This is a genomic window from Streptomyces sp. NPDC001549 (assembly GCF_042894025.1).
In the GTDB taxonomy this organism is placed as follows: domain Bacteria; phylum Actinomycetota; class Actinomycetes; order Streptomycetales; family Streptomycetaceae; genus Streptomyces; species Streptomyces kutzneri.
Map to the genome: position 1 here is coordinate 163,147 of NZ_JBIAVJ010000015.1, position 25,578 is coordinate 188,724.

A 25,578-nucleotide genomic window follows, 5' to 3' on the forward strand; every position below is an offset into this window, starting at 1 on the left:
GGCTCCCAGCGCAGGCAGCGATGGCGGCGACATTTCCCGAGTACGGGCCGCTGCCCGCTTGTCGGGTGAACCAGCTCGGCAGCACGGGCGGTAGCGGCGCTCGCGGCAGCGGAAGCCGCCTCCTCTGTGGAGTCACTGGATGTCGTGGCCCGGATGCTCAGGGGCCGCCTGAACGCTGCTGCGGTCACGTTCCTGATCGTGGACTTCACCGGGTCGTCTGTGGTGCGGCTCGGGGCAGCCGACGACGTCGAGTCCAGTGAGCCCTCTGAGCGCGTCGCTCTGCCGGGCACCCTCTACGCGGACGTATTGCGCACACAACGGCCTGCCGTCCAGCTGGAGGGCGACGGTCTGGTCAGGGTGGTGGCGCCCGTCACCAACCGCGGCGACGCCATCGGTCTGGTCGAACTGTTCCTGCCGGACCGTCCCGACGACGGCGGGATGAGGCAGATCGCTGCGACTGCGCACGCCCTGGCTTACATCGTCATCGCCAATCGGTCCTTCACCGACGTCTACCAATGGGGCCGCCGTACCCGTCCCCTGAACCTGGCGGCCGAGATCCAGCACCGGCTCCTCCCCGCCTCACTGGCATGTGAGGCGGCCCAGTTCACGGTCGCCGGCCCACTGGAACCGGCGACGCACGTCGGTGGTGACACTTTCGACTACGTCGTCGACCGCGACACCATGCAGCTCTCCGTCACCGATGCCATGGGCCACGACGTGGAAGCCGCGCTTCTCGCCACCCTGGCCGTGGGCGCCCTGCGCAGGGCGCGACGTGCCGGGGCCGATCTCGAAGAACAGGCTGTCGAGGCCAATCAAGCGATCGTGGACAACGGCAGGCGGGGCTTCGGCACCGGGCAGCTGCTGCGGGTCAGCCTGCTCGACGGGACCACCGAGTTCGTCAACGCGGGGCACCCCTGGCCGCTGCGACTAAGGCAGGGAAAGGGTGAGGAATTGGTTCCCCAAGTGGATCTACCCTTTGGGATCCAGCCACGTACCGCTTATCGGGTGCAGCGGCTGGACCTGCAGCCGGGTGACCGGCTCGTGATGCTCACCGACGGCATGCTCGAGCGCCGTGCCGTGGATGTCGACCTGTTCTCCTTGATCGTGAGCACAGGCGATCTCCACCCACGTGAAGCCCCCCGCGGCCTGGTCGCAGAGGTTCTGCGCGCTCATGACGGACGTCTCCAAGACGACGCGATGGTCATGTGCCTGGACTGGCACGGTACGCACCAGGCCACGCGCAGCGCTGACGCCGGGGCGGACCTCGCAGAAGCCTCGGCGCCCGAATAGCACTCCGTCCAGAGTCCAAGCCGCGGGCCGAGAAGATCGTGAGCCCGCCGATGCCAACGGGCACGATCACCTTAGGTCGAGGCTGGCGGAGCGGAGGATTCGCTGGCGCGGCGGTATTCGGCGTTGATGCGTTGGGCTTCTTCGAGTTGGTCTTCGAGGATGATGATGCGGCAGGCGGAGTCGATCGGGGTTCCGTGGTCGACGAGTTCGCGGGCGCGGGCGGCGATGCGCAGCTGGTAGCGGGAGTAGCGGCGGTGTCCGCCGTCCGAGCGCAGCGGGGTGATGAGGCGGGCCTCGCCCAGGGCGCGGAGGAAACCTTGGGTGGTGCCGAGCATCGCTGCGGCCCGGCCCATTGTGTAGGCGGGGTAGTCGTCGTCGTCGAGACGGCCGAACGAGTCGTCTGCTGTCATTGAACCTCTTTCTGGAACGCGTGGAGGGGCCCTGGTGCCTATGGCACCAGGGCCCCGAAGGAACTACTACACCATCTGCCGGCCCTGATACTGCGCCGGCCTTCTGTGTCCGCAGACCCGACTCATGCGTGATCGGGGTGCGGGGATCGCGGTTGCTTGACCGGAGACCACCTCACTAACGATGTCCTGCGGTACCCGGGCTTCAACCTGCCGGCCCGGGCGATCCTGATGGCGCTAAGCTCCTCCGTTCTTCCCTCGGTGATCAACTACTTACCAAGCGGGGGACTGCGTACTGCTGGTGATGCTTACTGCTGTACTGCCGGTACTGCTAACTGCTTGTGATGCTCGTGGCCTGGCCTAGCGCCACGTTTCGGCAGCCAGCCCCGTCGCCCGTCCTGCGTCTGCTCTGGCTTGGAACCCCACTGCCGAACTTCTCGGTGCGCGCGCCCACATTCGACGCCTTCACCGAGGTGCTGCTCACTGACTTACCTGCTGGGTACTGCACCTACGAGAACTGCACTTACAGGTACTGCCACTGCGTTAACTGCGGTACTGCTCGTGGTGGCCCCTGATCACTGCGGGCCACCCGGTCCGGTCGTCAGTCCCGTCGCCGTCCTGCACCAGCTATGGCTTCGGAACTCCACCACCGCACCGTCCTGCGCACTGCAACTACGGGTACTGCGTGTACTACTGTCGGCAGTTCGTCTCTGCCAGGCCCTGCTGTCTCGCTGGGCTACGAGAGAAACCATAGCCACGCCATCGCCCAATGTCTACTCCAGTCGATATAGATTTGCTCTTGGCTGGTCAGGAGGTAATCGGGCTCGAACATGGCCGCTTCCTGAGGCTGCCGAGCTGGACCTGGACACCGGACGCGCCGCCGAGTTCGCCACGCCAGTGCGGCGAGCGGTTGCCGATCCCGGCCGCTCCAGGGGAGCGGAGGAGGGCCCGTTGCCGCCAACCGGAAACGGTGTCCAACGGGGTGGAAGAATCGTTTTGACGAACGTGACGGATGATCATTGGGTATACCTCGACCGCAGTGCTCAGGCCGGCAGCGGTAAGCGCAGAGCCGCTGCCCGTCTTCCGGAACAGCTGCGCCGGTGGCCTTCCCGTAGTCCGGCGCACGCCGGTGGGCAGGCCGGTGGAGAGGTCCCGGACGAGAGCACACCCCTGTACGCGCGGCTGGCCGAGGAGTGGGCGGCCCGAGGCGCCACCGTCCCCTGCTGTCCTGACCCGCTGTGGCAGCGTCTGGTCTCTGCCGAGCACTTCTGGCGCCAGACGGAAAGCACGTTGCGGCAGCTGCACCTGGCAGGGGACCCCCACCCTGCTGACGGCGCAGCTGCGTCGGTTCGAACGGAGGTACTCGCGTGATCCACGGCTCGCTGGTGTGCCAGGGCTGTTCCGGCACCCTCTACGCCGTGTCCACCACCTGTGCTCACTCGGCACCCTTCCCCACCTGGGAAGTCGATCACGACCGCACCCCGGCCTCCTGCCCCTTGCGGCCTCTCCTGCCCCTGGAAGGGGCGGCCGCTCACGTCTCCGAGCTTGCCCACGCCGATCACGTCCTGACCGAACCGTCCTGACGCAATCACGGGGCTCACCGTCATGGCCCTGACCCGGGCCCTACGGCCTGCCGGCCACGGGCCCGACCAGCCGGTCCAGTCGTGCGTACAAGGCGCGGACCATCCGGGCGCGGCCTTGGACACAGCGCACGCCGCCCTCCACCGAGATGACAGTCGCCGGTCTGCCTCCCCGTGAGTCGGTCCCGCTCCAGACGCGGATCAGGGCCGCGCAGCAAACGCTGCGCGGCCCTGATCCAGTACTCCTCGGATCCCGCCGACATCGCAGACGTCCGCTGTTCGGGCGCCTGCGAGCTGTATGGACAGCGGTGAGCGCCGATCGCGGTGGCCGCGCGGGCGGGGTGGGGAGGGTTAGGCCGGGTTGATGTTCTCGGCCTGGGGGCCCTTCTGGCCCTGGGTGATGTCGAACGTGACGACCTGGCCCTCCTGGAGCTCGCGGAAGCCCGAGGAGTTGATCGCGGAGTAGTGGGCGAAGACGTCCGGGCCGCCACCCTCCTGGGCGATGAAGCCGAAGCCCTTTTCAGCGTTGAACCACTTCACAGTTCCCGTAGCCATGTCTCATGCCTTCCAGTCGATGAACGCCTCCCGCTCCATGCGGAAGGCGGAGGTGATCGTCCTGGTTCCTGCGGCACTGCACAGCAAAACGCCCACACCAAGGCGTGGGCAAAGGGGACTTCCGAACCACGACAGCTGACGCAGACGCTACACGCCCCCAACGGCCCGTCACCATAGGGAGCACGGTGCGTCCTACCTCCGACACACGCGGGCGGGAGTGCCCACCGCGACCGGCGGGCACGTCCACCTCAGGCCGCCGTGCGCGGGCGTCCTTCGGACGCTGGGGAGTGGTGCTCGGCGTTGACGCGCTGAGCTTCCTCAAGTCGGATCTCGAGCATCACGATCCGACAGGCCGCCTCAATCGGAGTGCCCTGGTCGACGAGTTCCCGGGCGCGGGCGGCAATACGCAGCTGGGAGCGGGAGTAGCGGCGGTGGCCGCCCTCGGAACGCAGCGGGGTGATCAGGTGGGCCTCTCCAATGGCGCGGAGGAAGGCCTGGGTGGTACCGAGCATCTCTGCGGCCCGGCCCATCGTGTAGGCGGGGTAGCCGTCGTCGTCGAGACGGCTGAACGAGTCGTCTGCTGTCATCGCACCTCACTGCGAAACAGGTGGAGGAAGGGGGCGGAACGAGGGGAGGGGCCCTGGCGCGTACGACACCAGGGCCCCGAAGGAACTGCCACACCATCTGCCGGCCCTGTTACTGCGCCGGCCTTCTGTTTCCGCCGACCCGGCCGAGATGCTGCCGGGAGTACGGGGATCGCGGTTGCTTGACCGGAGACCACCTCACTATCGATGTCCTGCGGTACCCGGACTCAGACTTACGTCCGGGCGATCCTGATGGCGCTTCAACTCCTCCGTTCATCCCTCGGTGTCAACTACTTGCAAAGCGGGGGACTGCGTACTGCTGGTCTTTCTCTTACTGCTGGTACTGCGAACCGCTGGTACTGCTCGTGGCCTGACCTAGCGCCACGTTTCGGCAGCCAGCCCCGTCGCCCATCCTGCGTCTGCTCTGGCTTAGAACCCCACTGCCGAACTTCCCGGTGCGCGCGCCCGCAGCCGACGCCTTCACCGAGGTACCGCTCACTCACTTCACTGCTGGGTACTGCCTGTGGTGGCCCCTGATCACTGCAGGCCACCCGGTCCGGTCTTCAGTCCCGTCGCCGTCCTGCACCAGCCCTGGCTTCGGAACTCCATCACCGCACCGTCCTGCGTACTGCAACTACGGGTTCTGCGTGTACTACTGCCGGCAGTTCGTCTCTGCCCGGCCCTACTGTCTCTCTGGGTTACGAGAGAAACCATAACTACGCCACAGCCCAATGTCTACTCCAGCCGAGATAGATTTTTGAGTGCATGTCGCTGAGGTAATTGGGTCCCGTCAGGTTGAACAGTCGTGGGTCAGGGAACAACGACCGGGCAAGCAAGGCCGGACACCGACAACAGACCCGGAGCGCGCGATGACCACGATGAGCGCCGAGTGCACAGCCCTTGCTTCTCTGTCCGCCGTCGCCGAGGCGCGCCAGGCCGCCCGGTCCTTCCTCGAAACCCTCGGGCAGCAGGCCATCGAGCCGGAGCACGCCGACACCGTGATCCTGGTCGTCTCCGAGCTCGTCACCAACGCCCTGCGTCACGGCGGCGGCTCCTACACGCTCCGGCTGGCCGTGCACCCCGACACCATCGAGGTCGCCGTCGAGGACTCCAGTCCCCTCCCGCCGCGCATGCGTACCCCCGACCTCGTGGACGGCACCGGGGGGTTCGGCTGGCACATGGTCAACGACCTGGCCCACGCCACCGTCGTCACGCCCACGCCTGAAGGCGGGAAGACCGTACGCGCCCTCCTGCCCCGTCGGACCGGCGGATAGGCGCGAGCCTGCGGTCGGGTAGCCGATCCAGGGCCTCTCCGCGCGGAGTCATGGCGGTCAGGACTCGGTGCCGGGCAGGAGGCGGAGGGTCTGGTCCAGGCCGATGATCCGCAGGACGTGCAGCGTGTGGGCGGGGACGGCGGCGAGTGCGATGTCGGCTTGGGCGGCCTGTACGCGGTTGCGGGCGGCGATCAGGGCGCTGATGCCAGGCCGCCCGGAGTGCGGCCCACCCAAATGCGCTTCCCTGTGGGTATGCGAAGGGCCCGACCGGCGCGTGCCGGTCGGGCCCTCTTCGCTGTTCGGGTGGCGGCATGCGCCGGGCCCACCGGTCAGGCGGTGACGGGGGTGCCGAGCATCGCGGAGGCCCGCTGGAGGGGGCTGAGTACGCGTGTGGCCACGGCGGTTCGGGGGAGGCTTCCGCGGCAGGTGAAGCCGAGCTGGGTCATGGCGCGGAGGACTTCGCCGGCGCTGAAGTCGCGGCGGTCTTGGCGGGTGAGGACCTGGCCGACCTGCTTGACGGGGTAGGTGCGGCGGCCGATGATCACTGACTCGCCGATGACCTGCTCGGGCTTGATGCCCTTCATGGACTCCAGGACGCCCGTCTTGGTCAGGTCGAACGGGAAGCGGGCGATGACACAGCGCATGATGCCTCACAGGGTGAAGAGGGGAAGGGTCCGGCCACGGTGAGGTGGTTCAGCGGGCGAGGGCGAGGACGCCCAGAGCGCTGCCTTGTTCATCGACGACGGGCAGGGCGGCGAGCCTGCGGTAGTGCATCGCGTGCTCGGCTTCGGCCATCGTGGTCATGGGCGAGGTGAACGGCCCACGGTCGCCGAGGACATCGCGCAGACGGAGCCGGTCGGTGTACGCGGCGCTGTCGCGGATGGCGCTGAGCCGCTCCCGCGTGATCAGCCCGGTGCAGAGGCCGTCCTCGTCGCAGACGAGCAGATGGTCCGTGCGGGAACTGGCCGTGACGGCCAGGGCCACCTCGACGGTCATGTCGTCACAGACCTGCGGACCGGCCGCCTCCATGGCGTCGTCCACCGTCCGGGGCACGAGGTCGGCATGCGCGGAGCGGGGCTGCATCTGGACCAGCGTCAAAATCTGCCTCCTGCAGAGATGGGTCAGTTTCCTGATCACGTGGTTCTCAGGCCGCCGCATCAAAGGCGGACTGCCGCGCGCTCGCCCGCCGGGCAGCCGAAGCAGGGCCGCGCCGGCCGCGGGAGGCCGTGCTGCGCTTGGGCCGCTCGGACACCGGTGCGGTGATGGTGACCGGGATGCCGGAGGGCGCCTGCGCGCCGGTGATGCGGGTCAGGACCTCGTCGCCGGAGTGGACCTGGGTGGTCTGCGGGGTGACGCCCGCGGCCTGCATGAGGCGTGCCATCTCGCGGCGCTGGTTGGGGGTGACCAGGGTGACGACGCTGCCGGACTCGCCGGCGCGGGCGGTGCGGCCGCCGCGGTGGAGGTAGTCCTTGGGGTCGGTCGGCGGGTCGACGTTGACGACGAGGTCGAGGTTGTCGACGTGGATGCCGCGGGCCGCGACGTTCGTGGCCACGAGGACGCTGACGTGCCCGCTCTTGAACTGGGTGAGGGTACGGGTGCGCTGGGGCTGGGACTTCCCGCCGTGCAGGGCCGCGGCGCGCACCCCGTTGCTCAGCAGGTGTTCGGTCAGCCTGTCCACGCCGTGCTTGGTGTCCAGGAACATGATCACGCGGCCCTCGCGGGCGGCGATCTCGGTCGTGGCGGCCTGCTTGTCGAAGTTCTGGACGTGCAGGACGTGGTGTTCCATCGTGGTGACGGCGCCCTGCGAGGGGTCGACGGAGTGCACGACGGGGTCGGTCAGGTAGCGGCGCACCAGCAGGTCGACGTTCCGGTCCAGGGTGGCGGAGAACAGCATCCTCTGCCCTTCGGGCCGCACCTGGTCCAGCAGGGCGGTGACCTGGGGCATGAACCCCATGTCGGCCATCTGGTCAGCCTCGTCGAGCACGGTGATCGCGACCTGGTTCAGCCGGCAGTCGCCACGGTCGATGAGGTCCTTCAGGCGGCCGGGCGTGGCGACGACCACTTCCGCTCCGGCGCGCAGCGCCTGTGCCTGCCGGTAGATGGGCATGCCGCCGACGACGGTGGCCATGCGCAGCTTGACCGCCCGGGCGTAGGGGGTGAGCGCGGCGGTGACCTGCTGGGCGAGCTCACGGGTGGGTACGAGGACCAGTGCGAGCGGCTGGCCCGACTCGGCGCTCTGGCCGGCCGTACGGGCCAGCAGCGCGAGGCCGAAGGCCAGGGTCTTGCCCGAGCCGGTGCGGCCACGACCCAGGACGTCACGGCCCGCGAGGGTGTTGGGCAGGGTTGCTGCCTGGATCGGGAACGGCGTGACCATGCCCTCACGGGTGAGCGTGGCGAGCAGCTGGGCCGGCATGGCGAGGTCGGCGAAGGCCTCGACGGCGGGCAGTGCGGGGGTGATCGTCTTCGGCGGTGCGAACTCGCCCTGGATCGCGGCGGGCCGACGACCGTAGCCGCCCGAGCGGCTCGGACCTCCGGAGCAGCTCGGGGCCGAAGAGCCGAAGCGGCTGCCCCGGCCCGAACCGGAGCCGGCGCCGAAAGCGGGGCCGCCGGTGCGGCTGCGGGAGGAGCGCTCGTTCGTACGCGTGGGGTTCATGCGGAACCTTCCTTGATACGGCACGTATCAAGGAATTCCCGCAGCGTAGGAGCGGCGCAGGGAATTGCGAGAACGGGCCGAATGGAATGCGAAAGCAGATCTGGCGGACAGAAAGTCTGTACGCGCTCAGTCGCTGGAATAAGGTGGTGCCATGTAGGCGCGGCAACCAAAATAATTGACTCGGGTGCAGATCCGAGAGAGCCGCTCGGCCGAGTGTCTCCATGCTCAATACCGCGGGTGGACCCACCGCGGGAAATGCGTGCAGCTGGGGCCCGCACCCCGAGGGATGCGGGCCCCAGCTGCAGAGTGCGTGTCAGCGTCAGGCGGGAACGATGTTCTCGGCCGTCGGGCCCTTCTGGCCCTGCGCGATGTCGAAGGTGACCTTCTGGCCCTCGTTCAGCTCGCGGAAGCCCTGGGCGGCGATGTTCGAGTAGTGGGCGAACACGTCAGCGCCGCCACCGTCCTGCTCGATGAAGCCGAAACCCTTTTCCGCGTTGAACCACTTGACGGTACCAGCAGCCATGTCATATCTCCTTTGGGGCAATACATTGGCGACTGCACTGTGCGGACGCCGTGTCGCCGCGATGATGCCCCGCCCGGTAAACGACCGGGAAATACAAAGCGCTTCCAGCGGAATGAATTCCGGTCTGGAGGCGCTTGAAGTTCTTGGGTACCAAAACTGCAACCGAGATCGACAGTAGCACGCTGCAGCGGCTTGTGTGCGTTGAATATTTCCGGCCGCCGTGTTGCGGTAGAAACTCTCCCCGCGGGATCCGTTAAATCCTTAGGTCGCGGTGACAGATATTGATTCACCCCGACCGCAGCGTTTTTTGGTTGTTCGCCACCAGCTGCAGGAGGCGGCAGCGAAGTCGGCTGGTTGAGGACGTATGGGGGGCGGGTCCCGACGTGGCGGACCGCTGGAGCGGTCCTCGCGGTGGTGAGGTCCTGTACGACAACGAACGCGAAGTCGTTGCCGTGGAGGTGGCCCCGGTGCCCCGGAGTGGGCTTGCCGCTACGCAGTCCTCCCATGCCCAACTGCTTGATGGGGCAGCCTCCGGCGGTTGGGGTGCCTGGGGTCGGTGGGGGTGCTGTGCCCTCGCGAACTGGGTAGCGCGGGCGGGGTGGTTGATCGTCCGCGTTTCAGGGTGTGAACGGGCGAACCGGAGCGGGCCTGTGGCGCGGGTCGCGCGAATTCCTGCTCGCGGTGCGAGGCGGCATCGCGCTCCTGCGGTGCAAGTGGTGCGCGAAGAGGCTTCTGGCCAGGGCATTCAGGCGAGTTGGGGCACGCGGAGGGCGCGGCGAAGGCTGAGAGGTCTAGACAATGAAGAAGGCCCAGGTCGCTGACCTGGGCCTTCTTGCAAGAGCGGATGACGGGAATCGAACCCGCGCTATAAGACCGTGTCCTATGTGGTGAGGCGGAGGAGTCGTTTGTAGCAGCAGATGACGGCGGCGAGGCCGAGAAAGGCCAGGTAGTTGCGGGGATTACGTTCGTAGCGGTGGTTGAGCCGGCGGTAGCCGGTCAGCCAGGACATGGTCCGCTCGATCACCCACCGGCGCCGACCGAGTCGCTCTGAAGACTCGACGCCTTTGCGGGCGATGCGGACGCCGATCCGTTTCCCGCGGAGCCATTTTCGCAGGTGGGGAATGTCGTAGGCCTTGTCCGCGTGGAGGCGTTGGGGTTTGAAGTGGCGGCCGCGGTGGGGGTCGTGTCTCGTTTGGTGACCCATGATCATGGGCTTCAGCGCGAGGCTGTCGTGGGTGTTGGCGGCGGTGACGCCGACGAGGAGGGGCAGCCCGTTCGCGTCCGACAGGACGTGCATCTTGGAGCCCGGCTTGCCCCGGTCCACAGGGCTCGGACCTGTGAGTTCGCCCCTTTTTAGCCCTCACGTGGGCCGAGTCGAGGACGGCTCGGGAGAGATCGAGGAGCCCGGCGTCGTCGAGGCGGTGCAGGATCTCCTCGTGCAGCCGGCCCCACACACCTGCCCGTGACCAGATCAGGAACCTGCGGTGGGCCGTGGACTTCGATATCCCGAAACAGGGCGGCAGCGACCGCCAGGCGCATCCGCTGACCAGGACGTAGATGATCGCCGCGAACAGCGTCTCATCAGGCGTGTCCTGCGTCCCGCCGCCCTGCGACCGCACCTTCGACGGTGGGATCAGCGGCTCCGCGATCTCCCACAACCCGTCCGGAACAATCCAACTCCAAGTACCCCGCCCCATACTGAGCTCAACGACGCCTCACCACATAGGACACGGTCTAAGCTTGGGAATCTACTGCGCCGAGGCCGTCCGCACTACGCCTGACCTGCGTAAACAGGCCTTGCTGGACCCCTCTCGGAGGCCTTCCGGGATCCGGGTCTGACCGCTGTTGACCGTCCTTAAGGGCACGGTTGGGGCACGGGCCCGGCACACGCCTTGGCGAGGGGCTCGGCCAACCCGGCGCCACTGGCAATTCTGAGGCCCGACAGCGGCCGCCCGAGCAGGCCTTGCAAGCACAATCGTTGCTTCACCGGGCGGCTCGGACCGTGCGATGCCAGCGTCAGTCTCTGGACCAGAGGCTTGCACGACACATCGTCTTGCTCGATGTGCGGGGATGAAGCGGCGTTCTGCCACTCGATCGATTATCGCTCCCCTGCGTGAAGCAGGCAGGAGCGCGGAAACATGATGGCCTGAGTGACACGCGGGCTCGTAGGATCCGCATAGACCGCAGGCTCCGCCCGCCGGGGCGCGGTGGAGAATGGAATTGACTTCCATGTCGAAGCCTGACGAGCTGCTCGTGAACGTCGCCGCCCTGGTGGAGTCCGGGCAGAGCAACCAGATGTCCCTGACCGTGGTCACCGGCGGTGCTGTCATCACCGGCCGGCTCGCCCCCGAAGCCGTGTGGAGAGAACGGGTGTCGGAGGTGCTGACGGATTCCGCCCGCCTGGGCGAGTTCTCCGCCATTTTCACTGCCACGACACCCAAGGAGGGACCGCCCACACATCTGCACTTCCATGTGGCGCGGATCCTGCAGGGAACCGTGGGCATCCCGGAGACGGGCGGGATGTACCGCATCTCGATCAAGGACGTCAGCGCCTGGATCGTGGGTGACTTCAGCTACTCCGAAAACTGACCCGCGACTACGGCGAGAACCCGCCGCAGGGCTGAGGGCCCGACCGGTGCATCGGGGTCGGGCCCTCACCGCTGTAACGGAGCGCCGGATCAGGCTGCGGGCTGGGGCTGGCGCAGTTCCGCCTGGCCGAAGAGGAGGGCGTGGCCGCCGGGGAGCTGGTGGAGGATGCGGGCGAGGAGGTCGGGTCCCGCGAGGCGTGTGACGACGGCGAGTACGGCGCCGGTGTCCCAGCGTGCGGTGGCGGGGGTGGCGCCGGTGCGGGCGGCCAGGTCCTTGATGAAGCCCCAGCCGGTGAGCTGTTCGGTGTCGGGGATCTGGGCGGTGAGGGTGAGGGCTGCCTCGACGGGCAGGCGCTGGGCGAGGTCGACGCGTTCGTCTCCGGTGACTTGCCTGCCGAGGGCGGCCAAGACGGTGCGGACGGCTTCCTCGGCGCGTTCGCAGGTGGGGTACGCACCCTCGTAGCGCACACGCTCCAGCATCTGCTCGAACGTCATGGCGGGCGGGGCCGGGTTCGGTCGAGGCTGGTCGTACATGGCTGCGGTTGCCCTTCTCTTCGATGGTTCGGGTCTGCGGCCGACTTCGCTCAGGTGGGCTGGGGGTGGCCGAAGAGGAGGTCGTAGCCTGGCGGGAGCTGGAGCAGGACCTCGCGGGTGAGGATGTCGCCCGCGGCGGCGGCCGCGGTGGAAAGGACGGCGCCGATGTCCCACAGGGCCGTCTTCTCGGTGGCTCCCTCGATCCAGGCGGCGGTCGCGCGGACGAACCGTTCGGGCGAGAGGGGCTCGGTGGCCTGGAGGGGGTTGAGGAGGATCAGGGCGTAGGTCTCGGGCAGCCGGGCCGCGAGCTCGGCGCGCACGCTGCCGGCCAGATGGGCGCCCAGCAGAGCCAGGACGACGCGGGCAACGCGATCGGCTTCTTCCGTGGTTTCGTACTCGCCGCGTTCCTGGACGTGGGCCAGGAACGACTCCCTGCGCATCGACATCACGACACCTCCGACCAGGGGTGAAGGGTGAGACGGGGGTGCGGAGGGCGGGGTGCCGGAGGGGATCGGCTCTTCCCCGCCCTCCGCTGTCGGCTGGTGCGGGAGGGTTCAGCCGGAGATCTGCTTGCGGCCGGACTCGCCGCCGATGGTGATCTTGCGGGGCTTGGCGCGCTCGGCGATCGGGATGCGCAGGGTCAGGACACCCGCGTCGTAGTCGGCTTCGATGCGCTCGGTGTCGAGGGTGTCGGCCAGCATGACCTGGCGGGAGAAGACACCGAGGGGCCGCTCGGAGAGCTCCATCTGCACGTTGTCGGACTTGGCCGTGGGGCGGCGCTCGGCCTTCACGGTCAGCATGTTCCGCTCGACGTCGATGTCGATCGCGTCAGAGTCCACGCCGGGGAGGTCGAAGGCGATCACGTACTCGTCGCCCTGCCGGTAGGCATCCATCGGCATCACGGACGGCTTCGACCACGTGCCCGACGTGCCGGACAGCTGCTGGACGATTCGGTCCATCTCGCGGAACGGGTCAGTGCGCATCAACATCGCGAAACACCTCCAGTTGGTTCAGGCAGAAACTGCCAATGCGCTTCAACGTGCTCCCGTTGCAACATGTCATCGAAACGATGACAAGCAAGATGTCACCTGAAGGGTGACGAAGTCGCGGGGAGTGTCCATGAACGAGTACGCCGAGTCGCTCTCACCCATCCCCTTCGTGGCCGCCGCCGCAGCCCTGGAAGCCATCAACGAGGCCGTAAAGGACGCCCAAGATCCGCGCACGGGCACCCCCAGGGACCGGCTGGAGCCCTCACCCGACACCGGCCCGGACCCGGCGCTGGCCGCACTGGTCATGCTGCGCGAGATCCGCGAGCAGCTCGCCGGCTGGGAGAGCGGACTGATCGAAACCGCCCGCGGGCACGGAGCGAGCTGGGCCGATCTCGCAGGACCCCTCGGGGTCGCCAGCCGTCAGGCCGCCGAACGCCGCTACCTGCGCCTTCGCCCCGGCACCGCCGGAAGCACCGGCGACCAGCGTGTCCAGGCCACCCGTGACACCCGCGCTGCCGACCGCACCGTGACCGCCTGGGCTCGCGACAACGCGGCCGACCTGCGACGGCTCGCCGGCCAGGTCACCTCCCTCACCGGTCTCCCCGCCGGCGCCGAGAGCGCCGTCGGCGACCTGAACCTGGCCCTCGCCGAGAACGACGCCGCGCGCCTCGTCCGCCCCCTGACCGACACCCGGCCCCACCTGCGAGCCGAAGACGCCGATCTCGCCGAACGCATCGATGCCCTGACCCGGCACACTGACCAGCTCCGCCAGGACACCCACGACCAGCGCAGCACGTGACCCGTTACCCCGAACCGGCGGCTGACCAACACGCTTCGGGGCCACGCCTGTAGATCGAAGGAGTGATCCACCATGGTCTAACGCGTTCCCCAGGAAGCCGGTGCCAACGACATCGCCGTGGAGGTCCTGGACCATACGGTGGCGGTCCGGCCGACCGGCGAGGTCGACATCGAGACGGCCCCCCCTCTGAGGTTCGCCATGGCCGAGGCCCTCGCCCATGCCTCACCGGCCAGGGCGGTGGTGGTCGACTGCAGCGGCCTCACCTTCTGCGACTCCTCCGCGCTCAACGCACTCCTCGCCGCACGGCGCGCAGCCCAAGAGACCGGCACCGTCATCCGCCTGGCCGCCCCCAACCCCCCAGCTCCAGCGCCTCCTGGAGATCACCGGCACCCTGACCCTCTTCCCCGTGGACCAGGACCCTCCGGCCGGCCGCAGTCCGAGCGGATGCCCGGACGGACTCCCTCGGTAGGCGGGCTGAGGGTGAGGGCATCTGAGAGACATCGTTTTCCTGCGAGTTGGGGCACGCGGAGGCCCTGCGACGCGGGTCATGCTGAGGTCACACCGCACCCGGGATGACTGCTGTTTACCCCTCTGGCGGGAGTCCCCTCGGAGCAGGTGCACAGAACCGGTGTGACGGGCGGGGCGTTGCTGGGGTGTGCCGAACTGGTTTCCCCCGTCAGGCGGGGGCAGGCTAGGAAGTGCATCGGCCGGGCTGTGATCGTGCGAAGGGACCTGAGGATGATCCAGGCAGCGGACATTCGCGAGTGGCGTACCCACGATGTGGTCGACTTGGGCGGGCACAGGATCGGCGCGCTGGAGGCCGTCTACGTGGACACCAGCACGGACGAGCCGGCCATGGCCACCGTGCTGGTGGGGCTGCCCACCCGGCACCGGCTGGTCTTCGTTCCGCTGGACGGCGCGATCGTCGGGCCGGGCTACGTCAAGGTCGACTACGACAAGGAGCTGGTGAAGAAGAGCCCTTCGATCGGCACGGACGACGTCCTGCCCGCCGAGGAAGAGACGGGCATCTTCCAGCACTACGGCCTCACTTACCGGCCCGGTGCGGGCGGTGAGCGGTTGCTCGCCCGCCGCTGAGCCACATTCGCCCGAGGAGGTGTCCACGTCGTGAAGGTTTTCTTGATCCTGGTCATCGTGGCGATGGTGTTGGGCATCATCGGCGCTGTCGCCGAAGGCATGCTCTATCTGCTGTTCATCGGCATCCTGGTCTTCGTGGCGGCCCTGGTCTACCTGGGCATGCGCGGGCGTCGCTCCGGACGCCGCCACATCCGCTGAGACGGCCGGGTGACCTTCTGCACCAGGCCTGTGCTGCGGGGATAGCGGTGGGTGACCGTTCGGGATGCGCGGGGGTGGGGGCGCTGTTTCGCTGGTGGCATCCGCTCTCCCCCAGATTCCAGGAGTGATCATGAGCGTTGCAGGCGAGTCCGGCAGCCGTGCCCAGCAGATGCGTGACCAGGCGGCGAAGCTCGAGCAGGCCGCGGAGCGTGCCACCGACCCGGCGGAGCGCCAGCGGCTGAAGGACAAGGCCCTGCGGCTCTCGGAGCAGAGCAAGAAGGAGAGCGAGCGGGGCCTCGGGGACGTCGACCCCATGTGACGGCCCTGCGACATGTACCGGCCGGTGGCTGCCCACGCGATCTCTCTGCGTGAGGGAGATACCGGCCGGTCTTGTGCGCCCAAGCGCCCACAGCCAGACGACACTCTTCGCGGGTCTGGCCCGCTGGTCAGGTGCTGAGCAGGCGGTCGAAGAAGGATCGGTATTGGCGCAGGGCGAGTCGCAGGTCCTCGGTGGCGACCTCCTCGCCGCGGTGCCATTGGCTTTCGAGTCCCTGCTTGTGGTCGGCGAATGTGGTGGCGAGCAGTTGCATGACTTCGGCGACGAGCCCGTCGGCCGCGAGCACCGACTGCTTCGGGTCGTCGACGAACCCCTGCTGGATCTCCTGCCACCGGGTACGGAGCTCTTCGGCTTCCTGGGTCCCTAGAAGCGGGGCGGTATCGGGCTCCTTCTCGGACTCGACCTGTCCGTCGGCTACGGGCTCGGGCTCGTTTCCGGCCTCGTCCGTGATTCTGGTCCGGGGTGCTGCCCCCTCGTCGTCGGGGGCTGCCATCAGGTCATCGTCTGCCGTCTGTTGCGATGTGTCTGTCCGGGGCCGGGCGATGTCCTCGGTGGACAGCGTTTCTCCGGCGGATTCGGCGTACTCGTCGTCGCGTCCGTATGGTCCGTCTCTCTGCATGTCCCTTCACCTCCGTGCGGTGGCGAACGGCCGCTTGCCGCTGCTGGGCACTCAGCGGGCTTCTTCATCTGGCGAAGCGGTGTCGTCTTTCAGCAGTTCCTCGAACAGCGCCCGGTAGTGGACCATGGCGCCCCGCAGTTCCTCCGTCGTGGTGTCCCTGCCGCCGGCCCGCCCCTTGATCTCATGGGCGATGCGGTAGTGGTCCAGGGTCCGGGAGTGTTCGACCGAGAGGTCCCGCTTCTGCTGCTCGAAATTCTCGGTCGGGTAGCCGCGCTCGCTCATGAGCGTGGTCACGAGGCGGTCCGCCTCACCCACGGCCTGGTCGGGGCTGTCGACGAAATGTTCCTGCACGCTGGCCCAGTCCCGGGCGTACCGGTCCCGGACGGTGGAGGGCAGCGGCCTGATCTCCAGCGCCTCATGCCGCTCCTCCCTCTCCTTGAGGTCGCGCTCGGCCGCTCCGCGGCTCTGCCCCGCCTCGACCGTGCGGTCGTACTCCGGCCCGAACTGTTCCCGCAGGTGCCGGCGCCGGGTCATGGTCCGCATGGTCAGCGCGACGGCGGCCAGGACCACCACGGCGGCCACGATGATGATGGTCCACATCGCATCCTCCACTCGTTGACAGCTCACGCAGGCAGCCAGAACCAGGGCGTACGAGGATCACCGCCGCGGGTGCCATCCCTTGGTGTGCCACATTCCAGAATTTCACATATCGCCCGAAATGCGGTATCGCGCAAGTGGTGGCGGGTCTGTCGCATGCCGGACAACGACCGAGGCCGGGGGACCGGTCGCGGACGCGGTGGTGGCAGGCGGGTCAGTGGGCCGGGCGACGCCGGTGCAGTACCGAGCGCACGGCGAGGTAGAGCACGTCGGCGATGAGGAGCAGTACGCCGGCGGAGACCAGGTACAGCATGCCGTCGACGGTCGCGCCGATGATGATCAGCACGATCGCGGCGGTCAGCAGGAGGTAGAAGAGGGCCATGGTGTGATGCCTCGGTTCGCGGATGCGAGTGCCGGAGGCGCGCCAGAATGGTCGTGGCGGCCGTGCTGTACGCATCCTCGGCGTCGGAGGTCGTGCGGGAACGAAGTTCCCCGCGCGGGGTCAGGGGGCTGCTACCAGTAGTGCCGCCGTCCGCCGACCTTGTGTCCGACGGATCCCAGGATCCACAGGATGACGCCGACGACGACCAGGATGATTCCGATGGTCCACAGAATGGAGATGCCGGCTACGTAGCCGACGACCAGCAGGATGATTCCGAGGACGATCATGTTGTCCGCCGATCTCACGGAGTGATGCAAAGCCCCTGCTCTCAGGGTAGATCTGCCCTCTGCTGGTGGCTTCCCGGGGAGGACGGTCCTACCGTGGAGAGATACCTCTGGAGCGCGCCATGCTCGTCATCCTCGGACTCGTCCTCCTGATCGCCGCTCTGGTCGTCGGCGTGGCCGGTGTCGTTACCAACGACGGCAGCGCCCACGAGCTGACCGGCGGATTTTCCGTTTTCGGCTACGAGGTCACCGGCTCGACCGGGACCCTCTTCCTCTACGGCATCGTCGTCGGGGCCGTGGCCCTGCTCGGGCTGAGCCTCCTCCTGGCTGGTGCCCGCCGTACCTCTCATCGCGGCCACAGCACCGGCCCCGAAGCCGACACGTCGCGCCGGGGGACAGCCGCCGCCGGCAACGACCGTGCCGATGTCGTGGACCAGCGTGGCATCGCCCGCCCACAGGCGACGGGTGGGCGAGAGTCCAACCCGGGCGGAGAGCACCGGAGGGGGCTCAACCCGTTCAAGCATCGATCGGAGCCCCGGTAGGTCTCCACATGCCGGAGCACTAACGAAGGGTGGCCGGCTATGAGCATCGGCAAGAAGCTCGGGCACAAGGCCGAGGCGGTCAAGGGCGGCGCCAAGAAGACCGTCGGCCGCGTGACCGGCAGTTGGCACCTGCGGGCCGAAGGCCGCGGTGACCAGATCAAGGGCAACGCCAAGCAGGCGGGGGCGAAGATCAAGGACGCTTTCAAGCACTGACCACTGCGCCCGTCCTGCCGACCTCACGGCGGGGCCCCGGAGGTGCCAGGTATGGCCATCAGGAAAGAGAGTGCCGCCCAGGCCGGATCCCGGGGGCGGCGTGTGTCCAACAGCCGGGCTATGGAGGTCCTGTCCAGGGTCGGGCTCTGCGCGCGGGGTGTGATCTACGTGCTGGTGGGGCTGCTGGCCGTGCAGATGGGATTCGGCGGTGACAGTGGCAAGGAGGCCGACCGGTCCGGCGCGGTGCGGACCATCGGTGAGCAGCCGTTCGGCCGGGTGCTGCTGTGGGCGCTGGTGGTGGGGCTGGCGGCGATGGCGCCGAAGGGCCCAACGAGAAGTAGTTCACGAGCCCGAAACGCCAGGTCTGAGGCAACGGTGCCAGGCACGCTGAGTTCCATCTGTTCTTCCGAAGATCGGCGGCATTGAGGGTGGGGCGCTCGGAACGGGGCAGCCGCTCTGAGTCGCGCAACTGTCGCGATCGCGATCCGCCTCCTGCGGAGCGCATTGGATTCGGAGGTATGCGGGTGACCAGTACGGCTCTGACCTTGGGAACACTTCCCGCGCGGCTGATCGCGCTACCTGGTGTCTACCGCCCACAGGCCGATACCCGGCTTCTCGCCGAGGCCCTCTCGCACGAGCGGCTGGGGCCGGGTACCGAGGTGATGGAGATCGGGACGGGTACCGGCGCGCTGGCACTTCACGCAGCGGGCAGGGGAGCCCGCGTCACGGCCGTGGACGTCTCCTGGCCCGCGGTGGCCGCAGCCCGCCTCAACGCCCTCCGGCAGCGATTGCCGCTGCGCGTACTGCACGGCGACTTCGCCGCCCGTACGGCCGGGCGCCGCTTCGACATCGTCCTGAGCAACCCCCCGTACGTGCCCTCCCTGCGCGCCCGGCTGCCGTCACGCGGGGCGAAGCGGGCCTGGGACGCCGGCCCCGGGGGACGCGACATCATCGACCGGATCTGCGCGCGTGCCCCGGCCCTGCTGCGCCCCGGCGGCGTCCTGCTGATGGTGCACTCGCAGATGTGCGGAGTCGACACCACAGTGGACCACCTGGAACGAGCCGGGCTGTCCGCGCAGGTGACGGCGCGGGCCTCCGTACCGTGGGGGCCGGTCCTGCGCTCCAGGCGGGCCTGGCTGGAGGACCAAGGACTGGCGGACGACGGCGAGGAATGGGAAGAGCTGGTGATCATCCGTGCCCAGCACCTCTGAAAGCGCCGCCCGCGCCCCGTCCGACCCGGCACGCCGCGTAGCCATGGATCCACACGGCCCGGTCCTGGTCGAAGGACCGGTGGAGATCGTCCTGGACGACGGGACGGTCGCCCGGTCCGACCGGTTCATGGTCGCGGTGTGCACCTGCCTGCGCAGCCGCACGTATCCCTGGTGCGACACCAGCCACCGCCCCCGCGAGCGAGCCGATACGCCCGCCGAGGACAGGAACTCCCGATGACCCCTGCCAGCAGCCGCACCGCCACCGTCGGCCCTGCCCTCGTCCAGGGGCGGGGCGACCTGTCGGACGCCGTCAGGGACGCCCTGCGCACCGGCCTGCCGCCGGAGTATGAGACCGGGACGGTCCTGAAGGCCGATCCCTGGGGCGAAGACCTCCAGCTCGCCCTCTACCTCCTCTACGAGCTGCACTACCGCGGCTTCGAAGGCGTCGAAGACGAACGCGAATGGGACCCGGACCTCCTGCGCCTGCGCCAAGCCCTGGAAACCCGGTTCCTCCACGCACTGCGCACCGAACTCCACGACGCGCCCCGCTCCGTCGAGGAAGCCTTCGCCCCACTCCTCGTCGAACCCGTGGACCTGACCGAAAGCATCAGCCACCACCTCGAAACCGAAGGCGAACTCTGGCAGTTGCGCGAGTACGCGGCGCTACGCTCCCTCTACCACCTCAAGGAAGCCGACCCCCACGCCTGGGTCATCCCGCGGCTGACCGGCCGGGCCAAGGCCGCGATGGCGGCCATCGAGTACGACGAGTTCGGCGCCGGCCACCCCGACCGCATCCACGCCCAGCTCTTCGCCGACCTCATGACCGACCTCGGCCTCGACCCCGCATACGGCCGCTATCTCGACCAGGCCCCCGCGCCCCTGCTCGCCACCGTCAACCTGATGTCCCTCTTCGGCCTGCACCGCGCCCTGCGCGGCGCCCTTGTCGGGCACTTCGCCTGCCTCGAGGTCACCTCCTCACCGGGCTCCCGCCGCCTCGCCAAAGCCATGCTGCGGTGTAATGCGGGGCCGGCGGCGGAACACTTCTACGCCGAGCACGTCGAGGCCGACGCCGTCCACGAACAAGTCGTACGCCACGAGGTCATCGGTGGCCTCCTCGCCGAAGAACCCGCCCTGGAACCCGACATCGCCTTCGGCTGCGCGGCGACGGTCCTGCTGGAAGACCAGTTCGCCGCCCACATCCGCAACGCCTGGGATCAGGGGCGCACCACACTGCGCACACCCTTGCCGCCGCGGTGACGTGCCCGGCCCGCTACGGCGCCGCAGACTCGATACACGCCTCCTCGAGCGGCCTGCTACCCACCCTGTGGAACCACGCCCTAGGTGTGTTGTCCCGGGACGTTGGTGACACGCGTGCTGGGTTCTTGAACGGGTGAGGGCCTTCTGGGTTTGGTGGGGATTGCGACATCTTCACCGGTCCAGGAGGCCCTCGTGTCCCACCGTGATGCCCCGCTGACCGAGACCGGGCGACTTCGTCTGGCCCGTTGTGTCGTCGACGACGGCTGGCCTGTGCGACGGGCCGCGGAACGTTTCCAGGTCAGCCATACCACCGCGGCCCGCTGGGCATCCCGCTACCGGACCCTGGGCATCGCCGGAATGAACCGCTCCAGCCGACCGCACCACCAGCCCCGCCAGGACGCCGGCCGCGGTGGAGGAACACGTTTTGCGGCTGCGGCGCGAGCACCGCATCGGGCCGCTGAGGCTCACCGCCCGCTGCGGCATCGCGGCCTCGACCGCCCACCGCATCCTGACCCGCCACGGTCAGCCGCCCCTGGCCGCACTCGACCGGGCCACCGGCGAACTCGTCCACATCGACGTCAAGAAACTCGGACGGATCCCCGACGGCGGCGGCCACAAAGCCCTCGGCCGGGCCGAAGGCCGGCCCAACAAGACCGGCGCCGGCTGGGCCTACCTCCACACCGCCCTCGACGACCACACCCGCCTCGCCTACCGCTTCGACTGCCCTCCGGGCTTGCATGGGAACCCCCGGCTTGACGTCTGCGACTATCCAGAGCACGCCTGCGTCGATCCTCTGGAGTGCGAGGAGCGGCCGGCCGCTGTCGAACCCAGGCGGTCTGTCTGACCAGGTGAGTGGTGCTCGCCTTGCGCTGTTCATGCGGCCGATGTGAAAGGTGGACGCCGCCTGGTGACCGGCGGGATATCCCGGGGCAGGAGCGGGGGCTATGCTGCGATGGACGTCCCGGTCCCTGACGTGGATAGCGCGCTTGTCGTGCAGGTGCCTGCGGGATACAGAGGGTCCCCCCGGTTCACCTCAGGCGCTGTCCTTTTGAGGCGAAACATGTCGAGTTGGTGCTCCTGGAGTCCAGGTCGCCAAGCCGATCGCTCGCCTGACCTGTCCGGGCATCCGACCACAGGAGAAACGCGTAAGACGGGGCCGAGAAGACCGGCCCGCCCGGCGCCGCACCATGTGGTCCCAAGAACCGAGGCGCTATGCCTGTTCTGCAGAGCTTGAACCTCCACCGGCACGACCGAGGCGATGAAACGACGATCACCCTTGCGGGTGAGCTTGATCTGGATACCGTGGGCCCGCTGCGGGCGATGGTCGATGACTGCCTGCGCGAGGGGGTACGGACCATCGACATCGAAGTGAGCGCGCTTGCTTTCTGCGATGTCAGCGGCCTCAACGCCTTCCTGGCCGTCGCCGCGTGCACCGCTACGGCCAAGGGGTCGCTGTGCCTGCATCACCCGCGCCCGATGCTGATCCGGCTCCTGGCACTGACCGGCACCGGTTTCCTCCTCCACCGGCTACCCCGCGCGCCCGAAGTCGGCGCATGGGTCCCGGCTGTGGTGTACCCCAGGCTGCTGGCCTCATGACCAGGACCGGCCACAGCGGGCCCGCCCGGCTTTGTCGCAGGGCGAGCGGTGATGACGGATGATCAGTGACCGCATGGCTTCGGTCCTGCGCACGCTGCAACTCGACGACCGGTCCCAGGGAGTCGACGACGCCACCCTGGCCGGCGCCCAGGCCCTGGGCGTGGACGGTCTCGCGGTCTCCTTGGTCACCGCAGCCGGCCTGACCGAGCTCATGTGGTGCTCGGACCTCACCACGCGCCGCTTCGAGGACCTGCAACTGACCCTCGGCGAGGGGCCGGGACCAGAGGCGGTCCGTACCGGCGCGATGGTGTGGGTACCCGACCTGGCCCGGGTCCGACACGCCCGCTGGCCGGCACTGTCCATGGAGGCCCCCGACCTGGACGCCCGCGCGGTGTTCTGCTTCCCGATGGGCATCGGCGCGATCCGCGTCGGCGTCCTGACAGCGGTGCGCCGAACGCCGGGTCCACTGACCAGCCAGCAGACCGACGATGCGCTCACGCTGGCCGCTGCCCTCACCGCCCGCTGCCTGGGCAGCGGTGAACCACCTCTGGGCACCCAAGCGCCGGTGGACTCTCCGCACGCCTTGCAGCACGCGGTGGTCCACCAGGCCACCGGCATGCTCAGCGTCCAACTCGCCATGCCCCTGCCCCAAGCTCTGCTACGACTGCGCGCGCATGCTTACAGCAGCGGACGTTCCATCACCGACATCTCCAAGGACGTGGTGGATCGGCGGCTTCGCCTGGACCACAACGGCACTGGCAACGGCACGCCTCCGACCGCCGTAGACAAGGACTGATCACCGTGACCCGAGAACAACGCGTGACCGAGGTCTTCGTGGAAGTCGCAGACTCCCTGATCGACGACTTCGACCTCATCGACTTCCTCCAGCAGCTGTCCGTGCGCTGCATGGAACTGCTGGACGTGGCCGCCGTCGGCATCATGCTGGCCGACCAGCATGAGGTCCTGCAGACCATGGCAGCCTCCGACGAACACACCCGGCTGCTGGAACTCTTCGCCACCCAGCACGACCAGGGCCCCTGCGTGGACTGCTACAAGAGCGGCGAGCCACGCACCAACATCAACCTGACCGACCCCCAGATCACATCGGGCTGGCCGCAGTTCGCCCCACGCGCCGCCGAGACCGGGTTCGTGGCCGCCAACGCGATCCCGCTCCGGCTGCGCGGCCGGGTCATCGGAGTGATGGGCCTGTTCCAGACCGACCCAGACCCGCTCAGTGCCCAGGACATCGCCCTCGCCCAAGCACTGGCGGACGTGGCGACCATCGCCATCCTGCAGCAGCGCACCGTCGCCCACAGCGAGGTCGAGCGCGCCCAACTCCAGCACGCCCTGACCAGCCGCATCGTGCTGGAACAGGTCAAGGGCATCCTGGCGGAACGCTGGCAGGTCACCGTCGACGAGGCATTCGCCGCGTTCCGCTCCTACGCACGCGCCCATCACCACCAGCTCGTGCAACTGGCCCGCCAGATCGCCGACGGCACCTTCGAGACCACCCTGATCCCCCACCCGGACCGCTCCCGGCCTCAGGGCTGACACGCCGTCCTGCGGGGCTGGATCTCACGAGCTCAGTACGCTCCGCGCCGCAGCGCCCACCCCCACATGCGGCCCCAGCCGACTGCCCGGACCATGGTCTCCGCGCTGCAGGCAGGCGGCTGGGTCACCTTCGACTCACCGGGCCGGCAGACCACGGCAAGCGGACCGTTCATCGTCGAAGGCGGCGACGGCAGCGGCTCCGGGGGCGGCGGCTCATCGGAGACCAAGACGCCCGTACGTACCGACGCGTCGGGCGGCAGATCACCACGCTGACCGTGACGGACTTCTACGCCCCCACGCAGTTCACCGCGAAGGCGGGTGCGCCCACCACGCTGGTGCTGCACGGCAAGGACTCGGGCGGATGCGCCAGGGCGTTCACGATCCCCGCGCTCGGGGTGCAGGAGATCGCCAAACGGACGGTGACACCGACGTATACCTGGGTACCCGCAAGCCGGGACCCCTCTGTTTCACGTGCGCCATGGGCATGCAGACCGGCGCCATCGAGTCCCTAGCGCAGCCTGCCGGAGCCCGGGCCTGGGGGAGGCGGTGACGGAGGCAGCGGGCCGCTGATCGGGTTCCCCGGCTGCTCCACTGACGACTCGGCCGGGGTCGAGTTGCTGCTGACTGCTTCGGTACGCATGAGGTCGATGAGTTCGCGGTGCCAGTCGGCGAATTCCTCGCGGATGGCATGTGCAGCCTTGGAGTCGAGGCCGTAGGCGGCGAACTGTCTGTCGGTGTGATGCCCGACCCGGGCGAGGGCGGACACGTACTCGTCGAGGTTGGGCTCGGCCTCGTTCTGCGTGGCGAGTTCGAGAAGCCGGGCGCGGGTGTACCCGGCGTCGAGGAGCGCCTTGATGTCGATGGCGTCCCGGACTTCGGCGCGGCCGAAAAGGGCGCCGGTCTTGGCGGCAGCCAGGTCGTCGAGGTGGAGGACCGGGCCGAGGGCCGACTCGACGGGCGGATGGTGCAGAAGGTCGCCGACCAGTTCGACCTTGGACTGGGCACCGGAGGCGGGATCGGTGACTTGCAGACGGGCGTATACCTGCGCCTGCTGGGTGACCTGGACACGTACCCGGCCGCCCGGTATGCCTCGGCGAGGCGTGAGATCGCCTGCGGCAGCTCGCCTTCGGCACGCCCGATCGGGGTGAACAGGTCAACGTCGTCGCTGACACGGCTGACCAGGCGATGGGCCTGGACGGCGTACCCGCCGGCCAACCGGTAGCCGAAGTCCTCGGCGAGCGCGTCCAGGCCGATACGGATCAGCCGGTGGTGCAGATCCTCCACTACGCGGCCGCCGCCGACGTGCTGGCGAGCTCGGGAAAGCGAGCCTCCCAGGCGGCTCTCGCCGGGCCGGGCAGGAACAGCGCCCGCCAGTGGGTACGCAGCACAGCGATGTCGAGGTGTGCGTGCAGGTCCCCCGGGGTCTGCGCCTCACGGATCACCCGCTCGTACATCAGCAGCACGTCGGCGTCGTCGGACAGGTCGTATTCGTAGTGCGGGCCCCAGTCCAGATGTCGGGGCAGGACCACGAGGCCGTCCACCGGCCCGCTCAGCTTCCCGAGCGAGTCGGGCAGGGTGTACGGCCGGAGCTGTGCGTACCTGCTGCTCATGCTCACCAGCATGCCGGAAACCGGGGCCACGCGGTACGCATACCTGAGATGGCGGCGCTCCCGGGAGCCGACCGAGGCAGGGGCGCGTGGCACGCTCGCCTCCGCGTTCCCGGCATCTGACCTGGCCGGGCCTGGGCGTATCGCCATCCCTGGAAGTACTGGCGAACAACATTCCGGCGAGCCCGCCGAGGCGGAGCGCGTGGCGCGTCCGACTTCGAGATGGAGGTCACTGTCTGTGATGCGCCGCGGGGTCTGCGGGCTCTGCAGGGAGCGCTGAACGGGAAGCCGGACCGGCTCGTTGCGGCGGACG

36 protein-coding genes and 1 pseudogene are annotated in these 25,578 nt (G+C 68.5%); 20 read left to right on the forward strand and 17 right to left on the reverse strand.

From position 1 onward, the window contains the following. The first annotated feature begins 153 nt into the window (after positions 1 to 153). A complete protein-coding gene (locus ACFY04_RS24255) occupies positions 154 to 1,290 on the forward strand; it encodes a PP2C family protein-serine/threonine phosphatase (protein ID WP_389119598.1) in 1,137 nt (378 codons plus the stop codon). Positions 1,291 to 1,361: 71 nt separating this feature from the next. Here ACFY04_RS24255 and ACFY04_RS24260 read toward each other — a convergent pair whose 3' ends face one another. The 3 genes from ACFY04_RS24260 to ACFY04_RS24270 form a co-directional block, all read right to left on the reverse strand. Then, on the reverse strand, positions 1,362 to 1,700 hold the full coding sequence (locus ACFY04_RS24260; RefSeq protein ID WP_389119522.1) for a MerR family transcriptional regulator: 339 nt from the start codon (positions 1,698 to 1,700) through the stop codon (positions 1,362 to 1,364). Between the two features lie 1,928 nt (positions 1,701 to 3,628). After that, positions 3,629 to 3,832: a cold-shock protein gene (locus ACFY04_RS24265; RefSeq protein WP_202202768.1), complete on the reverse strand. Its 204-nt coding sequence runs from the start codon at positions 3,830 to 3,832 to the stop codon at positions 3,629 to 3,631. A gap of 248 nt (positions 3,833 to 4,080) precedes the next feature. Next, positions 4,081 to 4,419, reverse strand: a complete 339-nt coding sequence (locus ACFY04_RS24270; protein ID WP_112452790.1) for a helix-turn-helix domain-containing protein — start codon at positions 4,417 to 4,419, stop codon at positions 4,081 to 4,083. An 866-nt stretch (positions 4,420 to 5,285) separates the two neighbouring features. On the opposite strand from ACFY04_RS24270, the gene ACFY04_RS24275 reads away from it, so the two are divergent. After that, complete coding sequence (locus ACFY04_RS24275; protein ID WP_389119523.1) at positions 5,286 to 5,690, forward strand: ATP-binding protein; 405 nt, start codon at positions 5,286 to 5,288, stop codon at positions 5,688 to 5,690. A gap of 57 nt (positions 5,691 to 5,747) precedes the next feature. Here ACFY04_RS24275 and ACFY04_RS24280 read toward each other — a convergent pair whose 3' ends face one another. From ACFY04_RS24280 to ACFY04_RS24305, 6 genes are all read right to left on the reverse strand, one after another. Next, positions 5,748 to 5,924: a hypothetical protein gene (locus ACFY04_RS24280; protein WP_372499587.1), complete on the reverse strand. Its 177-nt coding sequence runs from the start codon at positions 5,922 to 5,924 to the stop codon at positions 5,748 to 5,750. A 95-nt stretch (positions 5,925 to 6,019) separates the two neighbouring features. Next, positions 6,020 to 6,334 (reverse strand): SCO5918 family protein, encoded by a 315-nt coding sequence (locus tag ACFY04_RS24285; RefSeq protein WP_389119525.1) that lies wholly within the window; start codon positions 6,332 to 6,334, stop codon positions 6,020 to 6,022. Between the two features lie 49 nt (positions 6,335 to 6,383). Continuing rightward, a complete protein-coding gene (locus tag ACFY04_RS24290) occupies positions 6,384 to 6,788 on the reverse strand; it encodes a CBS domain-containing protein (RefSeq protein WP_389119526.1) in 405 nt (134 codons plus the stop codon). A gap of 46 nt (positions 6,789 to 6,834) precedes the next feature. Continuing rightward, positions 6,835 to 8,343: a DEAD/DEAH box helicase gene (locus ACFY04_RS24295; protein WP_389119528.1), complete on the reverse strand. Its 1,509-nt coding sequence runs from the start codon at positions 8,341 to 8,343 to the stop codon at positions 6,835 to 6,837. A 319-nt stretch (positions 8,344 to 8,662) separates the two neighbouring features. Then, a complete protein-coding gene (locus tag ACFY04_RS24300) occupies positions 8,663 to 8,866 on the reverse strand; it encodes a cold-shock protein (RefSeq protein WP_008734853.1) in 204 nt (67 codons plus the stop codon). 880 nt (positions 8,867 to 9,746) lie between these two features. After that, a protein-coding gene (locus ACFY04_RS24305; protein ID WP_389119530.1) for an IS5 family transposase occupies positions 9,747 to 10,563 on the reverse strand; the annotation gives its coding sequence in 2 pieces (ribosomal slippage) (positions 9,747 to 10,215 and positions 10,214 to 10,563; 819 coding nt in all). Positions 10,564 to 11,095: 532 nt separating this feature from the next. Here ACFY04_RS24305 and ACFY04_RS24310 point away from each other — a divergent pair. After that, entirely contained in the window at positions 11,096 to 11,455 is a 360-nt protein-coding gene (locus ACFY04_RS24310; RefSeq protein WP_389119531.1) for a hypothetical protein, read from the forward strand. An 89-nt stretch (positions 11,456 to 11,544) separates the two neighbouring features. Here ACFY04_RS24310 and ACFY04_RS24315 read toward each other — a convergent pair whose 3' ends face one another. The 3 genes from ACFY04_RS24315 to ACFY04_RS24325 form a co-directional block, all read right to left on the reverse strand. Then, positions 11,545 to 11,988 carry a DUF2267 domain-containing protein gene (locus tag ACFY04_RS24315; RefSeq protein ID WP_389119533.1) on the reverse strand — a complete coding sequence of 148 codons (444 nt, stop codon included), beginning with the start codon at positions 11,986 to 11,988 and terminating at the stop codon, positions 11,545 to 11,547. A gap of 50 nt (positions 11,989 to 12,038) precedes the next feature. Then, positions 12,039 to 12,434, reverse strand: coding sequence for a DUF2267 domain-containing protein (locus ACFY04_RS24320; protein WP_389119534.1), 396 nt, complete (start codon positions 12,432 to 12,434; stop codon positions 12,039 to 12,041). A gap of 108 nt (positions 12,435 to 12,542) precedes the next feature. Then, positions 12,543 to 12,977 carry an Hsp20/alpha crystallin family protein gene (locus tag ACFY04_RS24325; protein WP_389119536.1) on the reverse strand — a complete coding sequence of 145 codons (435 nt, stop codon included), beginning with the start codon at positions 12,975 to 12,977 and terminating at the stop codon, positions 12,543 to 12,545. Between the two features lie 130 nt (positions 12,978 to 13,107). Between ACFY04_RS24325 and ACFY04_RS24330 the strand changes: the two genes are divergently transcribed. From ACFY04_RS24330 to ACFY04_RS24350, 5 genes are all read left to right on the forward strand, one after another. Further along, entirely contained in the window at positions 13,108 to 13,776 is a 669-nt protein-coding gene (locus ACFY04_RS24330; RefSeq protein ID WP_389119538.1) for an HSP18 transcriptional regulator, read from the forward strand. A gap of 117 nt (positions 13,777 to 13,893) precedes the next feature. After that, a complete protein-coding gene (locus ACFY04_RS24335; RefSeq protein WP_389119539.1) occupies positions 13,894 to 14,352 on the forward strand; it encodes an STAS domain-containing protein in 459 nt (152 codons plus the stop codon). A gap of 162 nt (positions 14,353 to 14,514) precedes the next feature. Further along, positions 14,515 to 14,871: a PRC-barrel domain-containing protein gene (locus tag ACFY04_RS24340; RefSeq protein WP_389119542.1), complete on the forward strand. Its 357-nt coding sequence runs from the start codon at positions 14,515 to 14,517 to the stop codon at positions 14,869 to 14,871. Between the two features lie 30 nt (positions 14,872 to 14,901). After that, positions 14,902 to 15,069, forward strand: coding sequence for a hypothetical protein (locus ACFY04_RS24345; RefSeq protein WP_257555530.1), 168 nt, complete (start codon positions 14,902 to 14,904; stop codon positions 15,067 to 15,069). 130 nt (positions 15,070 to 15,199) lie between these two features. Next, positions 15,200 to 15,388, forward strand: a complete 189-nt coding sequence (locus ACFY04_RS24350; protein WP_257555531.1) for a DUF6381 family protein — start codon at positions 15,200 to 15,202, stop codon at positions 15,386 to 15,388. Positions 15,389 to 15,515: 127 nt separating this feature from the next. Here ACFY04_RS24350 and ACFY04_RS24355 read toward each other — a convergent pair whose 3' ends face one another. The 4 genes from ACFY04_RS24355 to ACFY04_RS24370 all read right to left on the reverse strand — a co-directional run bounded on the left by ACFY04_RS24355 (position 15,516) and on the right by ACFY04_RS24370 (position 17,291). Then, positions 15,516 to 15,899 (reverse strand): hypothetical protein, encoded by a 384-nt coding sequence (locus tag ACFY04_RS24355; protein ID WP_389119544.1) that lies wholly within the window; start codon positions 15,897 to 15,899, stop codon positions 15,516 to 15,518. A 177-nt stretch (positions 15,900 to 16,076) separates the two neighbouring features. Further along, positions 16,077 to 16,625 carry a hypothetical protein gene (locus tag ACFY04_RS24360; RefSeq protein ID WP_389119546.1) on the reverse strand — a complete coding sequence of 183 codons (549 nt, stop codon included), beginning with the start codon at positions 16,623 to 16,625 and terminating at the stop codon, positions 16,077 to 16,079. 211 nt (positions 16,626 to 16,836) lie between these two features. Further along, positions 16,837 to 17,004, reverse strand: a complete 168-nt coding sequence (locus tag ACFY04_RS24365) for a hypothetical protein (protein ID WP_385373159.1) — start codon at positions 17,002 to 17,004, stop codon at positions 16,837 to 16,839. 131 nt (positions 17,005 to 17,135) lie between these two features. Then, positions 17,136 to 17,291: a DUF6131 family protein gene (locus tag ACFY04_RS24370; protein ID WP_239516751.1), complete on the reverse strand. Its 156-nt coding sequence runs from the start codon at positions 17,289 to 17,291 to the stop codon at positions 17,136 to 17,138. Positions 17,292 to 17,410: 119 nt separating this feature from the next. On the opposite strand from ACFY04_RS24370, the gene ACFY04_RS24375 reads away from it, so the two are divergent. The 12 genes and pseudogenes from ACFY04_RS24375 to ACFY04_RS24430 all read left to right on the forward strand — a co-directional run bounded on the left by ACFY04_RS24375 (position 17,411) and on the right by ACFY04_RS24430 (position 24,880). Then, positions 17,411 to 17,830 carry a hypothetical protein gene (locus ACFY04_RS24375; protein ID WP_389119549.1) on the forward strand — a complete coding sequence of 140 codons (420 nt, stop codon included), beginning with the start codon at positions 17,411 to 17,413 and terminating at the stop codon, positions 17,828 to 17,830. Positions 17,831 to 17,869: 39 nt separating this feature from the next. Further along, positions 17,870 to 18,043 (forward strand): CsbD family protein, encoded by a 174-nt coding sequence (locus ACFY04_RS24380; protein ID WP_389119551.1) that lies wholly within the window; start codon positions 17,870 to 17,872, stop codon positions 18,041 to 18,043. Positions 18,044 to 18,094: 51 nt separating this feature from the next. Then, positions 18,095 to 18,469: a DUF1206 domain-containing protein gene (locus ACFY04_RS24385; protein ID WP_389119553.1), complete on the forward strand. Its 375-nt coding sequence runs from the start codon at positions 18,095 to 18,097 to the stop codon at positions 18,467 to 18,469. 92 nt (positions 18,470 to 18,561) lie between these two features. Continuing rightward, complete coding sequence (locus ACFY04_RS24390; RefSeq protein ID WP_389119555.1) at positions 18,562 to 19,254, forward strand: HemK2/MTQ2 family protein methyltransferase; 693 nt, start codon at positions 18,562 to 18,564, stop codon at positions 19,252 to 19,254. Further along, on the forward strand, positions 19,238 to 19,492 hold the full coding sequence (locus ACFY04_RS24395) for a CDGSH iron-sulfur domain-containing protein (protein ID WP_389119557.1): 255 nt from the start codon (positions 19,238 to 19,240) through the stop codon (positions 19,490 to 19,492). The genes ACFY04_RS24390 and ACFY04_RS24395 overlap by 17 nt, the downstream gene beginning before the upstream one ends. Continuing rightward, positions 19,489 to 20,511, forward strand: a complete 1,023-nt coding sequence (locus ACFY04_RS24400) for an iron-containing redox enzyme family protein (RefSeq protein WP_389119559.1) — start codon at positions 19,489 to 19,491, stop codon at positions 20,509 to 20,511. The genes ACFY04_RS24395 and ACFY04_RS24400 overlap by 4 nt, the downstream gene beginning before the upstream one ends. A gap of 192 nt (positions 20,512 to 20,703) precedes the next feature. Then, positions 20,704 to 21,223, forward strand: a pseudogene (locus tag ACFY04_RS24405) (leucine zipper domain-containing protein); the annotation flags it as partial. Between the two features lie 500 nt (positions 21,224 to 21,723). Next, positions 21,724 to 22,107: an STAS domain-containing protein gene (locus ACFY04_RS24410; RefSeq protein WP_389119561.1), complete on the forward strand. Its 384-nt coding sequence runs from the start codon at positions 21,724 to 21,726 to the stop codon at positions 22,105 to 22,107. Between the two features lie 58 nt (positions 22,108 to 22,165). Beyond that, positions 22,166 to 22,903, forward strand: a complete 738-nt coding sequence (locus ACFY04_RS24415) for a hypothetical protein (protein WP_389119563.1) — start codon at positions 22,166 to 22,168, stop codon at positions 22,901 to 22,903. 5 nt (positions 22,904 to 22,908) lie between these two features. Continuing rightward, positions 22,909 to 23,658 (forward strand): GAF and ANTAR domain-containing protein, encoded by a 750-nt coding sequence (locus ACFY04_RS24420; RefSeq protein WP_257553534.1) that lies wholly within the window; start codon positions 22,909 to 22,911, stop codon positions 23,656 to 23,658. A 93-nt stretch (positions 23,659 to 23,751) separates the two neighbouring features. Next, a complete protein-coding gene (locus ACFY04_RS24425) occupies positions 23,752 to 23,931 on the forward strand; it encodes a hypothetical protein (RefSeq protein ID WP_389119564.1) in 180 nt (59 codons plus the stop codon). Positions 23,932 to 24,346: 415 nt separating this feature from the next. Then, on the forward strand, positions 24,347 to 24,880 hold the full coding sequence (locus tag ACFY04_RS24430) for a hypothetical protein (RefSeq protein ID WP_389119565.1): 534 nt from the start codon (positions 24,347 to 24,349) through the stop codon (positions 24,878 to 24,880). Between the two features lie 61 nt (positions 24,881 to 24,941). Here the strand turns inward: ACFY04_RS24430 and ACFY04_RS24435 are convergent, their stop codons facing one another. After that, complete coding sequence (locus ACFY04_RS24435; protein WP_389119567.1) at positions 24,942 to 25,268, reverse strand: hypothetical protein; 327 nt, start codon at positions 25,266 to 25,268, stop codon at positions 24,942 to 24,944. Between the last annotated feature and the right edge of the window lie 310 nt (positions 25,269 to 25,578).